The sequence below is a fragment of the Actinopolymorpha pittospori genome, assembly GCF_014873875.1.
Taxonomy (GTDB): domain Bacteria; phylum Actinomycetota; class Actinomycetes; order Propionibacteriales; family Actinopolymorphaceae; genus Actinopolymorpha; species Actinopolymorpha pittospori.
In genome coordinates this window covers 5,547,476-5,560,179 of sequence record NZ_JADBEM010000001.1, presented here as the reverse complement: position 1 = coordinate 5,560,179, position 12,704 = coordinate 5,547,476, and the positions used below count along the sequence as shown (strand labels likewise).

Here is a 12,704-nt window from a genome sequence, read left to right as displayed (position 1 = left end):
CACCGACCAAACCAGAGTCCGGCCACGCGGGTCAATTTGCGGTCCAGGATCGGTCGAGCGAGGGCATCTCGCCGACGCCGAGCTGGTCGCTCCTTGGTGTGTCGCGTTCAGTCGTAGAGGTTGGCAAGGGCGGCAGCCATTGCACCGCAACGACCTGATGACATCCGAACCGTGTCAATGGCCAAGTGCGTGTCCCCGCTGGTGGCCATCTAAAAGTCCCCGTTCCTCGGGTTTGATCAGCTTGTGGTGAGGCGTTCACCTCCTGGTGTGTCGGGCTTGTCGCATGCGGTAGCTCTCGCCGTCGGTGACCACGGTGTTGCAGTGGTGGAGGAGTCGGTCGAGGAGACTGACCGCCGTGGTCTGTTCGGGTAGGAACCGGCCCCATTGCTCGAAGGGCCAGTGCGAGGCCACGCCGAGGGATCGGCGTTCGTAGGCGGCGGCGACGAACCGGAACAGCAGTTGGGTGCCGGTGGCGTCCAGGGGTGCGAACCCGAGCTCGTCGATGATGATCAGGTCGTTGCGCAGGAGGGTGTCGATGACACGGCCGACGGAGTTGTCGGCGAGGCCTCGGTAGAGGGTTTCGACCAGTTCGGCCGCGGTGAGGTAGCGGACTTTGTGGCCTTGTTCGACGGCGGCGACGCCAAGCGCGACGAGTAGGTGCGACTTGCCGGTGCCGGCCGGTCCGATCAGGCAGGTGTTCTCTTTCGCACGGATCCATTCCAGGTTGGCGAGGTAGTCGAATGTTCCTTTGGGTACGGAGGAAACGGTCAGGTCGTACTCCTCGAGGGTCTTGACGAGGGGGAAGGCCGCGGCCTTGAGCCGGTTGCGGGCGTTGGAGGCCTCGCGGGCGGTGATCTCGGCCTCGATCAGCGTCCGGAGTAGCTCTTCTGGTGTCCAGCGCTGGGTCTTGGCCGTTTGGAGCAGCTCGGGAGCGAGTTTGCGGATCGCGGCTAGTTTGAGGCGGCGCAGTCCCTCGGTCAGGTCAGCGGCCAAGGTAGGCGGGCTGGACGCGGTCATGAGATGATCTCCCTTGCGGGGTTGGTGTTGCGGGGCTCGGCCGGAGTGCTGTGCTCGGCATCTGTGGTGAGGGCGTAGTCGGCCAGGGACCGGACCGGGACAGCGGGTAATGGCAGGATCAAGACATCACCGGGCTCGGCCGGTTCGGGCGCACCGGCGCCGGTGGCCAGGATGGAGCGGACGTCGGCGGCCTTGAACCGGCCGAACGCCACCGCCCGGTTCAGCGCGGCCAGCAGTGCCTGACGGCCGTGTGCTGCTTCGAGCGTGGTGATGTCGGCGAGCTCGGCGGCTAGGCGGGAGTTCCCGGCCGCGGCTGCGCCCTTGATGAACTCTTCGGCGACGTCCCCGAGCGCGCAGAAGTCTTTCTCCGCTTGGGTTTTGGCCCGCACCGCCCGCGCGGGCAGCTCGGGGCGAGGGCCGCCGTAGTGTTCGTCGAGTATGCTCGCCTCCCCCGGTGCGACCAGCCGATGTTCTGCCAGCACCTGCCCCGTGCCCGGTTCCAGGACCAGCAACCGGCCACCGACTCCGCCCGGCGCCGAGCCGGCGTGACAGATGATCTGCACGCTCGCGCCGATCGAAGAAGTCGGGACGGAGTAGCGGGCCGAGCCGTATCGCACACACGAGAGCCGGTCGACCTTCCGGAGGGTCGCCCTCCCCAGGCTCGGACGTAGCGAGGGCAGCTCGCCTAGCAGCCCTCGCTCGGCTGGCAGCCGCTCGGCCGGAACCGCGCAGATCTCGGCATGCCTTACCTGGTTGACCTCCCGGCACCACTGGGCTGCGGCCGTGTTGGCCGCAGGAAGGTCGGCGAACGGCGCCTGCGGGATGAGCAGGTCGCGCTTGGCGTAGCCGACCAGGTTCTCCACCATGCCCTTGGACTGCGGATCGGCGGCCTCGCAGAAGTCCGGGCGGAACCGGTAGTGCGCGGCGAACCGCACATACCCACCCGTGGGGACCACGGCATTCGCCACGACACCGGCCTTCAGACAGCCCATCCGGTCCGCGAGCACCACCTTTGGGACTCCGCCGAGGGATTCGAAGCACTCGGCCAGCAGCCGCAGCGTCGTCTCGGCCCGCTCATCGTGAGCGAACCGGACGAACCGGTACCGCGACCAGGCCAGTACCGCGCAGAACACGTGCACCCCGAGCTCGACACCCCAGTCGATCAGCAGATGCTGCCCCGGCGCCCACACCCCGGGCCGTCTGCCGCGGTGATTGTCCTTACGCCATTGGCCTTTCGCGTCCGCCACCAGACGCCGGAAGTTCCGCGCCGACCCGGCATAGCCTGCTGCGGCCGCCACTGGCAACAGCCGCTTGGCCGAGATCCTCCCGCTCGTGGCCTCCACCCGTCTGGCCACCAGGTCGCCGACCTCGTCATAGTTGTGCCCGCGCGGCTCCCGCTCCGAGGCCACGTCCCCGCCGGCCTCCTGCCGCTCGATCACCCGTTTCACGGTCTTGTGAGACACGCCGCACATCGCGGCCGCGCCCCGATACGTGCCTACCTCGCGGTAAGCAGCGATGATGTCCATACGTTCCCTCGCAGATAACAATGGGGAGCTCCCTGAGCGGTGCGGTGACTGGCTAGACACCGCCACCGTCACCGCTCAGGGCCACAACCCCCGGCCGACACGCGGGACCAGCAGCGAGGAAACGGGGACTTCTACCTGGCCACCAGTGGGGACCTAAAACTGGCCACCACTGGGGACTTTCTCATGGCCATGGACAAACCGTCGGGCCGACCGCAGATGCGTGCGGCGGTTATTCCCAGATACGAATGGCCCCCGAGAGCCTCTCGCCGGTCGCGGTTGGACTGCTGCCGCTCAGTACCGCGCGACGCTGGGGCTGGTGCATCGTCGGCATGGCGCACCCCGGAGCATGCGGGAGAGCAGGTCCATGGCGCGGTTGTCGTAGCCTCCGATGGCGGCGCACCTCGGATCGCCCGCGTGGGTGGCTTCAGTGGCGGGCCTCGTATCGGTGGTGGGCACGTCAGGCCGATGGGTGGGCAGCCAGCGAACGACTCGTTGAGAGTCAGGATCGCTTTCATCATCGGCAGGTCGATGTGGCTGCCACCGCGCGGCCGGGCTGGGCTCGAGCACGTCCCGGTGCTGACCCTTCCGCAGTGTCGGTCGACTTGCAAACCCTTGGAACGGGTGCAGGCACCACTGCTAGCGTGCCGCGATGACCGGACCTATAGTGCCTGGTTTCATGAGTGCCGAATGCCCTGATCCCGGCCTACTGGGGAGCCGGCAGACGGAGACGCCCCGACCCACCGCCGCCAAGGCGTCAGTGCGCCAGGCACCATCACGCGACGAGCGGGAAGCGGAAGACAGCACACACGATGCACGCGGGGACCTTCCACCGCACATCAGTCCCCGCCCTCGTTGGCGCGGGAGTATGGCATGCGCGACTGGAACGAGCTGAAGTCCGCTGTTAAGAAGCGAGCGGCGAACGCACCCACCGCACCCGAGGGGCTCGCCGAGGATCTGTCCGGCGTCTACGACCTCGGCAGGGTCACCGAGGCGCCGTCGCCGGTCTCATACACGCCGGGAGGACGCAGTTGGTCGATCAAGACAGACCGCGGCCGCTGGTTGGCCGTCACCGTCTGGGACTGGGTCAGCGAGGAACAGGCAGAACTCGGTGCACGGCTGTGCGATGCCGCGGTTGCCGCCGGTGTCGCCGCACCGGTCCCCGTCCGCAGCCGCCAGGGTCGGCTGATCGAAACAGTGCAGGAACAGGCCTGGCGGGTACAGGAGTGGATCAAGGTGGGACCCTCGCCGATGGTCCCCATCGCAGCGAACGTGGCTCGTCGGGCCGGTGCGATCCTCGGGACACTGCACTCCCTGGCCATCCCCAGCGAGGCGCCCGTCCACCCGCACCTGACCTCGCGGCGTCCCGAAGCTTCATGGCACGCACTCCTCGATGAGGCCCGGGCAGCTCACAAGCCGTGGGCAGATCAGCTCCAGGAGGCCCTCCCGACGCTGGACGAGCTGAGCACGATCGAGGTCACCATCGGCGACGAGCTCATCCTCTGCCACCGCAGCCTCAATCCCGAAGCGGTCCGGATGGGCCACAACGACGAACTCGTCGCCACCGGTTGGGACCTCGCCGGCTCACTCACACCCGAACTCGAACTCGGATGCGCACTCAGGGACTGGACCCTGCATCCATCGACCAACCAGCAGGCGATCACATCGTTCCGCGACGGCTATGTCGAAGCCGCCGGCCAATGGCCCAAACTCGAACTAGCATCTTTCGCCGTCGCCGTGACCGGATACCTCAACTGGACCTACGACAGGATCTGCGCCGCCATCAGCTCCGCCGACAGCGACCACGCCACATTCTCCGAAAGCGAGGCCGCAGACCTCCTCAACCGACCGATGACACGCTCCTCGCTGCAACAGCTCCTCGCAGCGGCCGATGCATAGAGTTTTCCCTTGCGGGCGGCCCTGGAGGGTCGCCCCGGACGGCTGACGTCCAACCGGCACTCATCGAAGACCTCAGGGGCGCCCGATTTCGGTGCAGCGCTCGCGGGTCACCGGTCGCGGCGACGGCATGTCGGTAGATCAGCTCCCCCACTGGGGGCCTATAGGCGCAGGTCACGGGTCTCGACGTTGAGGCTCGCCCAGGCCGTGGCCAAGCGGCTGATCTCGTCCGGACCGACCTGCGGATCGAGCAACCGAGGATCCGGTCGAAAGTGGACGGTCGTCCCAGTCGCCTCGTCGTCGGAGATCGGCAGGAGGTCCGTCACCGGCACGCCGTGCTCATAGCGCTGACTCCATGAGCCCTCGTCGCGACGATTGACATGCACGAGCCATCCGCTGAGCGCGGCGACGACAGACATCCCGCGCCGCGAGTGTCCATCAGGCAGAAGCTGCGCCCGCGGCGAATCGAAGAACCGAATGTCCTTGCTGCTCAGAACCGGCTTCTTCACGACAAGACCGTTCGGATCACGGCGGGTGTCGGTGCCCCGCCCATCGTCAGCAATCGAGATCGAGCCGTCTGGAAACAACGAGACCCGACACCCGCCGCCGTGACCACATGCCGCCTCGTCCGCAACATAGGCGAGGACCTCAAGCGACAGGTGGATCGCGCCGGTCGGTGCGAACCCGGCAGGGTCCTGTCGAATCGCGGTCAAGTGCGCGAGATCCACCCTGACCGCCCAGTCGTGTGTCGTGTTGTGCCACGGTGCCGTCGCCACGACGCTACCAGCGACTCGCGCCGGGGCCAGGTCAAGCCGATCATGCCCGGGAGCTTGTTCCAAGCTCCCCACGCCCACCAACGTCCGTCCGTCCGACGCCGGCCCAAGGCCACGGCGTCTCGCCGCGAAGGTGCGATGCAGACGACTGCAGGGCTGGCTTGGGCTTATTCATTTGTGCGGCCTGGCCTCTAGGTCGTCGAGGTCGGCGACCAGTGCGCGGATCAGGTGGCCTGAGCGCTCGATGCAGGCCTGGTCGTCCTCATCGACGCCGATCTCCAGCGAAGACAGCGCGATGATCAGTGTGTGCAGGTCCAACTGCCGCCGGTACGTCTGGTCAGCCGGCGCGCCGTAGCCGGCGAGAAGTGGTGGCAGGTCCAGCCGCGGGCCACGAACCCGGAGCACGGCCAGGTCGTGGACCGGGGCACCGGGCTTCCAATCGCCGAAGTCGATGATCCCGCTCACCCGTACGGCCGCGCCGTCCCTTCCGTCACCGGTCACGAAGATGTGCTTCGGGCTGAGGTCCCCATGGCACAGCACCCATTGCTCACAGGGAAAGTCGCGGACGTATCCCTCCAGCAGGTCGAGCATCCGGTCGAACTGAGGCGCCGAGAACCCGCCGGCGAGGATCTTGTCCCGTTCCGCATGTCGGTCAGCCAGGTCGGCCGCCATCGCGGTCGACCAGTCGCGTTCGTCATCGACATGGATCCCATTGATTCGGGCAATCAGCTCGCCGATCTCGACGAGCACGTCGTCCCGTTGCCGCTCCGACAGGCGATCGATTACCTCGCCGAGCGGCCGGCCGGGCACGGTGCGCTGCACCATGACGGGAAACTCAGAGCCGTCGATCCGCACCGTGTCGAGGAGCAGGATCTCCGGGGCGGGCACGCCGGCGGCACGGGCCCTTTCGATCGCCCCGGCCTCACCCGCCGAGATAGCCAAGGAGATGTCGTCGTCAAACCGGCGGATCCGGACCACCACATCCTGCCCCTCGGCACACCGGACCCGGTAGACCTCGTTCGAGTACCCCTCCACGATCCGATCCACCCGGTCGATCCCGGTTCCCACAGCACGGCGTACGAGCTCGGCCAACACCGAGCGTGGCGTACTCACCTGAGCGTGCTGCCACTCCACATACGAGCCCAACGGCATGCCGGCAATTCCAACAGCCCGACGCCCACAGTGCAAAGGTTTTTGACCGGCCACCTACAGCCCCCTTCAGCGACGTTTGGCTCGTTACCGCGCCAACTGGCTTTGGCCCCAAAGCGACAGCGGCCTCGTGAAGTGTGCGCCTGATGATGGGCGGCGAAGAGGTGCGCTCCAACCGCGAGATGGTCCGCGACCGACTTTTCAGAGGTGCCTGTCTTGCTTCTCTTACGCAAGCCCCCGAGGTCTACGCGCATGATCATTGCCACGAGCTCAGCTCGCATCAGGGCCTAGCTCGAATGATTCGCCCCCAAGGAAGGGATTCCGAAGCATGACCGAGAGCATCACCATCCCCGACGTCAACTACGCCGCTGAGGCGCGGCCCCTGCTCGCCGCAGCGGCGATCAGGCTCGCCAACGCGGACGACCAGCACACCCTCGGGAGGCCGGCCCGATGATAGATTCGAGCGGCGAGTGCGAGGCAGCACGAGGCCAAGCCGTACGGTCGACCTGTCGAGCCTTGCACCCCTCAGGCTCCGAGCATGGCTACGGCTGAATGTAGTGCTGGACTTCAAATCTCTACTGGTACGACATGTAGGGCTCATGCAGTCGTTTGACGAGCATCTTGGAACGCAGCCCTTCTCGGATCCAGGCTAGCCGTCCGAGGGTGGGCAGCATCTTGTGCTCGGTGCGGCTGAGCGGGCGGATGGACTCGTAGCCTTCGACGACGGGCGCTCTGAGGGGGCTAGGGATGCGGGTGTAGTAGTACGCGATGTCGTACGCGCGCCAGCCGTACCCGCACAGGTCGAAGTCGAACCAGGTGATCTGTCCGTCCTCGGTGAAGTGATGGTTCAGGGGTTGCACGTCGCCGTGCACGATGCCCCAGCCCCCTGGCCCCGGGTCGAAGGCCCGGATGCGGCGGCGAATATCGGTGATCTGCGACCTGATGAACGCGACGTCGCTGGCGTCGTCTTGCCCAAGGGACGGTTCGAGCTCCTGGACGAACCTGTCCAGGAGGGTTCGTTCGTCGAGGGCGTAACGGCGATGGCCGGGTTCGGGCTTGTAACGGTCGGCCGTCACATGGATAGCGGCGAGCGTCTGGCCGAGAAGGTAGGCCTGCGGCTTTGTCAGGGTGTCGGTGTGCCCAGGAGCACCCGGTGCCCACGAGAACAGACTGAAGTAGAGGTCGCCGTCGGTGGTAGGCACTCGGCCCAGCGGGTCACCGTCCCGGCGTCGGATCGGCACCGAGACAGGGACTCCTTCGGCGTGCAGGTGATCGAGTAGCCCGAGTTCGAACCGGTAGTCGTCAGGTCCGGAGACGTACCACCTGTGTCGGCCGTAGATCCGCAACGCGTACCGAACCCCGCTGATCTCTACGGCATAGGTGTCGTTCCCGCCGGAGTTCATCAGTCGGATGCCGCTCGGCGCTCCGAGGTCGTACTCCCTACCCACCAGCCGATCGGCCTGGTCCGGGTCGAACGGCGCTTCGTCGTCCACGGTGTTGTCGCCTCTCCCCGTTGTGTCGTAGACCGCATGCGGGCCCGCTACCGGAAGGGCTCAGGCTCGACTACACCAGAGGCGCCGGCCAGCACTATGCATCATCTGCAACACATGGGGACGGCAACTCGTCGCCGGCCAATCGGCAGGGCTCGTCGAACGATGCCGCTTCGCGCAAACTGCGTGCGTGTCAAGCGGCCGGACGACTTCGAACCGATTCGTGGTAAGGATCAGACATGGTTGAACGGCTCCGCGAAGACGAACGCGCCCTGGAGGCTGGGCTCGTAAGCGGTCAAGGTGCGGACCTGGAAGTGGTCGCCCCAGGCAGGGTCTGGTGGGGTAATGCCGTAGTCCGTGCTGGTCCGAAACCCGTACCGGCCGTAGTACTCCGGGCTACCAACAAGCGCGACAAGGGGTTCGCCCATGGCGTCCGCTGCGCCGAGCACGGAGTGCACAAGTGCAAGGCCGACACCCCGACGCTGGTGATCGGGGTGCACGCTGATCGGTCCGAGACCCAGCGCGGGCACGGCGTCAACGTATCCACGGGTACAGACCACATGCCCGATCACCTTCTCCTGGTCGCCGACCGCCACGCGCGACAGTGACGGAAGCCAGCCAGCGCAGACACGTAGTCGGTCCAGGAGTGTGACCTCGAGAGGAACCGGGTCATCCGGCCTGGCGAACGCGGCGGCGGTGACAGCCCGTACGGCGGGTACATCAGTCGGCGTTTCACGTCGAATCAGCACGGCACAGTCTGAGTCGGGCGCCGCGGTTGCGGCAACAGAGTTAGGCAAAGTCCCGCAGGCCGGCGCCTGATGGGCCTAGCCCGACCCCGTGGTCAGGCATGCGGCGTCGAGCGGTCCTACGAGCAGCCCCGGACCATCCGCACATATTCACACGTGAGACTCCCCACCCGCCAGCTTTAACCGCAGCCTGACCCCAACGAGCTGCAACACTGGGCGACGAGAGCACCAGGCCGACGAGCACCAGAGCGCGAACGAGCAGATCGTGATCACGGTGCCCGCTCCTACGGATCTCTGAGTGTCGTGTCGGCGGTTCTGGGTGGACTGCCGTCAGGATCGGAGCCGGTGCTGTCGGGTGACTCGCTACGGATTTGGCCGCGGCTGCGCGTGCCCTTCAAACCTCCCGGTCCTCTCTCCAGCATGGAGCCAGCTCCCTGCCGTCACACGGGACGGCTTGACAAGCATCGTCAGGCCGCCGTGTATGTGGAGCACGGACGGCCCACGGTCGGCGCCACTGGAACCGCGCCAGGCGACGGCCGGGGCACCCTGGACCTTAAGCCTGCGGCCGGGCAGGGATTCCTCCTGCCACTCGATCGCGGCGCCACGATCGAGTGGCAGGAAGTTCGGTGATCACCCGTGCCAGAGGGGACGCCCGCTTGCGTTCTTTGCGTTGCGGGAGGTGACCATGCCCTCGGCCGTCACCGTTTACCAGTCCGGCTCCCTTCCCAGGGCATTGGGCAGCCGGATTCCCAGTGGCGGCCGTTCAGCGTCGGTGGTGTCGCTCATGTCTGCTGCGCGGTCAGGGAGTCGATGGTTGCTGCTGGTTGATGACGTTCGAGCGGTTTGGAGTCAGGCCGCTGGACACCCAGCCTGCTCGGCCGAAGCCGGCTCGATGTTGTGGTTGAGCGCGAACCGGTTGTCGGGGTCGTAGACGCGCTTGACCGCGGCCAGACGGGCGTACGTCGCAGGCGGATACGCCGAAGCGAGGTCGTCGGCGGTCGCCGAGCCCTGGAAGTTGATGTACGTACCGGTGCCGTGGGCCGCGACGGCACGCCAAGGAACGAGCGCTCGCTCGACCTCGGCGTCGGTTGCCGTCTCGGAGAGCATTGCCCCCCAAACGACCATCGCCTCCGCGTCGCGGTGGGCGAACGCCGTGGCATCCGTCGGCACCCGGCCGAACGCCCCGCCCAGGCTCCGCACCGCGATGGCCGTGGGACCCGGAGTGTTGTGGAGACGGTCGATCGCCGCGATCACGACGTCGTCGAGGGTCGGCACCAGGGTGTTGCGGGCGACCAACCGAAGGCCCTGCGGGTGCGCTGCATCCTCCAGGATCTCGGAGTACCGGCGCTCGGAGATGCTCGTCTCAGTCACCGTTCCCAGCTCGAGCAGCGGTTTGATCGCGGCGTCGATGTCACCCACCGCGGCGACGGGCTCGCCGGCGTAACAAAGCAGCACCATCGCGGACGGAGGCGCCCCGGGCATCGTGGGCATCAGGACCAGGGTGGTGGACAGCTCGTCCGGCGCGACCCGCATCGCGTCGCGCCACCGACGGAGCAGGTCGGCCGGGTTGTCGAGCCGGTAGGCCACCGACCCGAAGTGCACGGTGGTGACCGGCTGGGCGACGAAGTCGAAGTCGACCACGATGCCGAAGTTGCCGCCGCCGCCGCGTAGTGCCCAGAACAGGTCGGGGTGCTCGTCCTCTGAGGTCGTGAGCAGCTGTCCGCCTGCCGTGACGATCCGTGCGCCGCTCAGGTTGTCGATCGCCAGGCCGTGCCGGCGGACCATCCAACCGACCCCGCCGCCCAGCGTGAGGCCGCCGACGCCGACGCTGGTCGTGTCGCCGGCGGTGAGGCCCCAGCCGTGCGGATCGAGCGCCGCGGCCACCCTCCCCCAGGTCGCGCCGCCGCCGACGCGTACGAGCCGGCGCCCCGGGTCGAGGACCTCGACGTCGTCCAGATGCGCCAGGTCGATTACCATCCCGCCGGTGTTGGTGCTGTGGCCGACCGGACTGTGCCCGCCCGACCGCACCGACACCGCCAGGTCGTGGCGTACGGCGTGAGTGAGCGCGGCCGCGACCTCGTCCGGGTCGCGGGGGCGAACCACCAGCGCCGGGTCACCGGTCGCGAAGAAGGCCCGCGCCGCAGCGTCGTACCCGTCATCGCCGGGTCGCAGGGTCTCGACGGCCAGGTCTGTGTGCTGCAGGCTCATCGGTCTCTCCTCGGTCGTGGAATCGGTGCATTCGATCGTTCGGGAATCCGCGCCTGCCGGCATCGTCCGAGGGTTGGCACTTCCGACTACCGGCCGCGCAGGTCATCGGCCCGGCGGATACCGCACACGGAGTAGGCGCCGCGTACTCCCTCGGCGGGGCGCGTGGACGCCGGTCGCGGCTCTACGATCGAGGCCATGCGGACGGATCGCGGATGGCGGAGGCTCTACACAACAGGCTGGCTGGTGTCGGCCGCAGTCGGTGTGGTCGCCGCGGTCCAGTGGCACGCACGCCTACGCGAGGTGGAGCGCCGCGCGGAGGAGGCCGAGCGCACCCGTGACGAGGTGGCCCGCCGCCGAGCGGTGGAGGAGCGGCTCCGCATCGCGCGCGAGCTGCACGACTCGCTGACCCACAGCATCTCCGTGATCAAAGTGCAGGCCGGCGTCGCGGCCCATCTGGCCCGCAAGAACGGTGAGGAGCCGTCCGATGCGCTGCTGGCGATCCAGGAGGCCAGCAGCGACGCCGTACGCGAACTGCGAGCGACTCTCGACGTGCTGCGCCGCGAGGATGATTTGGACGGCAGCGGGCTGGATCTGCTCCCGGCGCTCGTGGAGCGGGCGCGATCCTCGGGGCTACCGACGACCTACACGGTGCACGGCGACCCGCATTCGCTGCCACCGCAGGTCGACCAGGCGGCGTACCGAGTCGTGCAGGAGGCGCTGACCAACGTCACCCGCCACGCGGGAAAAGCGACCGCCTCGGTGCAGATCACGTACGGCGCAAGCACTCTCACTATCCGCATCGACGACGACGGGACCGGATCCCGGCAGCCGCCGGTACCCGGATACGGGCTGGTCGGGATGCGGGAGCGTGTCACAGCCCTCAGCGGCCACCTGCAGGCGGAGCCGGGCGCGTCGCGCGGGTTCACGGTACTGGCCGAGCTTCCGCTGGACGGGGCATCGTGATCCGGGTAGTGCTGGTCGACGACCAGCCGCTGATCCGAACCGGGATTCGTGCGCTGCTCGACGCCGAGGACGACATCGAGGTGGTGGCGGAGGGCGCCAACGGCAGTGAGGGAGTCGCCCTCGCGGTCGAACACCTACCCGACATCGTGCTGATGGACGTGCAGATGCCCGAGATGGACGGCATCGAAGCGACCCGCCAGATCGCGAACGACGACCGGCTCGCCGACGTGCACGTGGTGATGCTGACCAACTACGGCCTCGACGAGTACGTCTTCAACTCCTTGCGGGCCGGCGCCTCCGGGTTCGTCGTCAAGGACACCGAGCCGGCGGACCTACTGCAGGCCCTGCGGGTGACGATGCGTGGCGACGCCCTGCTCTCCCCCGCCGTCACCCGGCGGCTGATCAGCGAGTTCGTGGCCCGGCCAGCCGACCTGCTCCCCGCGGCGCACCTGGGGCTGCTCACGAACCGAGAGCGCGAAGTCGTCGCGCTGGTGGCCCACGGGCTGAGCAACGACGAGATCGCCGAGCGCATGGTGGTCAGCCCGATGACCGCAAAGACCCACGTCAGCCGGGCGATGACCAAGCTCGGGGCGCGCGACCGGGCGCAGCTCGTCGTCTTCGCTTACCAGTCGGGGCTGGTGGCGCCGCGCACGGCCTGAAGGATGGGTCCGTCAGGCCGACGGCCGTCGGCAGCCCAAGGCCGACAACCGAGCCGGGCGGGTGTCAGGGCGGCGTGGACATCGACTATCAAGGCCATCAGGGGGTTTGGCAGGCACGGAACAGTTCGGCCGCCACCGCGTGCGCGGCTTCGCTCAGCCGCAGAACGTCGAGGCAGAGGACGTCGAGGCAGAGGACGTCGATACGGGTGGCCTCGATGGCGACGGGCTCCGCCAGAACGTAGCTCAAGGCGCTGCTCACGCAGAGATGCCTGTCGGACAC

At 67.6% G+C, this 12,704-nt stretch carries 12 protein-coding genes; 4 read left to right on the top strand and 8 right to left on the bottom strand.

Going from position 1 to position 12,704, the window contains the following annotated elements:
- Positions 1-255: 255 nt before the first annotated feature.
- Both istB and istA read right to left on the bottom strand, forming a co-directional pair.
- Positions 256-1,017 (bottom strand): IS21-like element helper ATPase IstB, encoded by a 762-nt coding sequence (istB, locus tag HEB94_RS26055; protein WP_192752343.1) that lies wholly within the window; start codon positions 1,015-1,017, stop codon positions 256-258.
- Positions 1,014-2,564 carry an IS21 family transposase gene (gene istA / locus HEB94_RS26050; protein ID WP_192752342.1) on the bottom strand — a complete coding sequence of 517 codons (1,551 nt, stop codon included), beginning with the start codon at positions 2,562-2,564 and terminating at the stop codon, positions 1,014-1,016. Before istA ends, istB begins: the two co-directional genes overlap by 4 nt.
- 849 nt (positions 2,565-3,413) lie before the next feature.
- Here istA and HEB94_RS26045 point away from each other — a divergent pair.
- A complete protein-coding gene (locus tag HEB94_RS26045; protein WP_192752341.1) occupies positions 3,414-4,439 on the top strand; it encodes a phosphotransferase in 1,026 nt (341 codons plus the stop codon).
- A gap of 158 nt (positions 4,440-4,597) precedes the next feature.
- On the opposite strand, the gene HEB94_RS26040 is transcribed toward HEB94_RS26045, so the two are convergent.
- Together HEB94_RS26040 and HEB94_RS26035 are read right to left on the bottom strand one after the other, a co-directional pair.
- A complete protein-coding gene (locus HEB94_RS26040) occupies positions 4,598-5,149 on the bottom strand; it encodes an ATP-binding protein (protein WP_192752340.1) in 552 nt (183 codons plus the stop codon).
- A 231-nt stretch (positions 5,150-5,380) separates the two neighbouring features.
- The gene (locus HEB94_RS26035) at positions 5,381-6,361 is read right to left on the bottom strand and encodes a phosphotransferase family protein (protein ID WP_192752339.1); all 981 of its coding nucleotides are present in this window, start codon (positions 6,359-6,361) and stop codon (positions 5,381-5,383) included.
- A 325-nt stretch (positions 6,362-6,686) separates the two neighbouring features.
- Here HEB94_RS26035 and HEB94_RS52720 point away from each other — a divergent pair, with 325 nt between their 5' ends.
- Complete coding sequence (locus HEB94_RS52720) at positions 6,687-6,812, top strand: hypothetical protein (RefSeq protein WP_273376406.1); 126 nt, start codon at positions 6,687-6,689, stop codon at positions 6,810-6,812.
- A 121-nt stretch (positions 6,813-6,933) separates the two neighbouring features.
- Here the strand turns inward: HEB94_RS52720 and HEB94_RS26030 are convergent, their stop codons facing one another.
- The 3 genes from HEB94_RS26030 to HEB94_RS26020 all read right to left on the bottom strand — a co-directional run bounded on the left by HEB94_RS26030 (position 6,934) and on the right by HEB94_RS26020 (position 10,802).
- A complete protein-coding gene (locus HEB94_RS26030) occupies positions 6,934-7,851 on the bottom strand; it encodes a phosphotransferase (RefSeq protein ID WP_192752338.1) in 918 nt (305 codons plus the stop codon).
- Between the two features lie 230 nt (positions 7,852-8,081).
- The gene (locus tag HEB94_RS26025; protein ID WP_192752337.1) at positions 8,082-8,597 is read right to left on the bottom strand and encodes a GNAT family N-acetyltransferase; all 516 of its coding nucleotides are present in this window, start codon (positions 8,595-8,597) and stop codon (positions 8,082-8,084) included.
- Positions 8,598-9,443: 846 nt separating this feature from the next.
- Positions 9,444-10,802: an FAD-binding oxidoreductase gene (locus HEB94_RS26020; protein ID WP_192752336.1), complete on the bottom strand. Its 1,359-nt coding sequence runs from the start codon at positions 10,800-10,802 to the stop codon at positions 9,444-9,446.
- Positions 10,803-10,997: 195 nt separating this feature from the next.
- On the opposite strand from HEB94_RS26020, the gene HEB94_RS26015 reads away from it, so the two are divergent.
- Together HEB94_RS26015 and HEB94_RS26010 are read left to right on the top strand one after the other, a co-directional pair.
- Positions 10,998-11,765, top strand: coding sequence for a sensor histidine kinase (locus tag HEB94_RS26015; protein WP_192752335.1), 768 nt, complete (start codon positions 10,998-11,000; stop codon positions 11,763-11,765).
- On the top strand, positions 11,762-12,424 hold the full coding sequence (locus HEB94_RS26010) for a response regulator (protein ID WP_192752334.1): 663 nt from the start codon (positions 11,762-11,764) through the stop codon (positions 12,422-12,424). Before HEB94_RS26015 ends, HEB94_RS26010 begins: the two co-directional genes overlap by 4 nt.
- Positions 12,425-12,521: 97 nt before the next feature.
- On the opposite strand, the gene HEB94_RS26005 is transcribed toward HEB94_RS26010, so the two are convergent.
- Positions 12,522-12,683, bottom strand: coding sequence for a hypothetical protein (locus HEB94_RS26005; protein ID WP_192752333.1), 162 nt, complete (start codon positions 12,681-12,683; stop codon positions 12,522-12,524).
- Between the last annotated feature and the right edge of the window lie 21 nt (positions 12,684-12,704).

Coding starts and splice junctions, on each gene's coding strand:
- istB (WP_192752343.1), bottom strand. CDS start 1,017: ATGACCGCGTCCAGCCCGCCTACCTTGGCCGCTGACCTGACCGAGGGA.
- HEB94_RS26015 (WP_192752335.1), top strand. CDS start 10,998: ATGCGGACGGATCGCGGATGGCGGAGGCTCTACACAACAGGCTGGCTG.
- HEB94_RS26020 (WP_192752336.1), bottom strand. CDS start 10,802: ATGAGCCTGCAGCACACAGACCTGGCCGTCGAGACCCTGCGACCCGGC.
- HEB94_RS26035 (WP_192752339.1), bottom strand. CDS start 6,361: ATGCCGTTGGGCTCGTATGTGGAGTGGCAGCACGCTCAGGTGAGTACG.
- HEB94_RS52720 (WP_273376406.1), top strand. CDS start 6,687: ATGACCGAGAGCATCACCATCCCCGACGTCAACTACGCCGCTGAGGCG.
- HEB94_RS26045 (WP_192752341.1), top strand. CDS start 3,414: ATGCGCGACTGGAACGAGCTGAAGTCCGCTGTTAAGAAGCGAGCGGCG.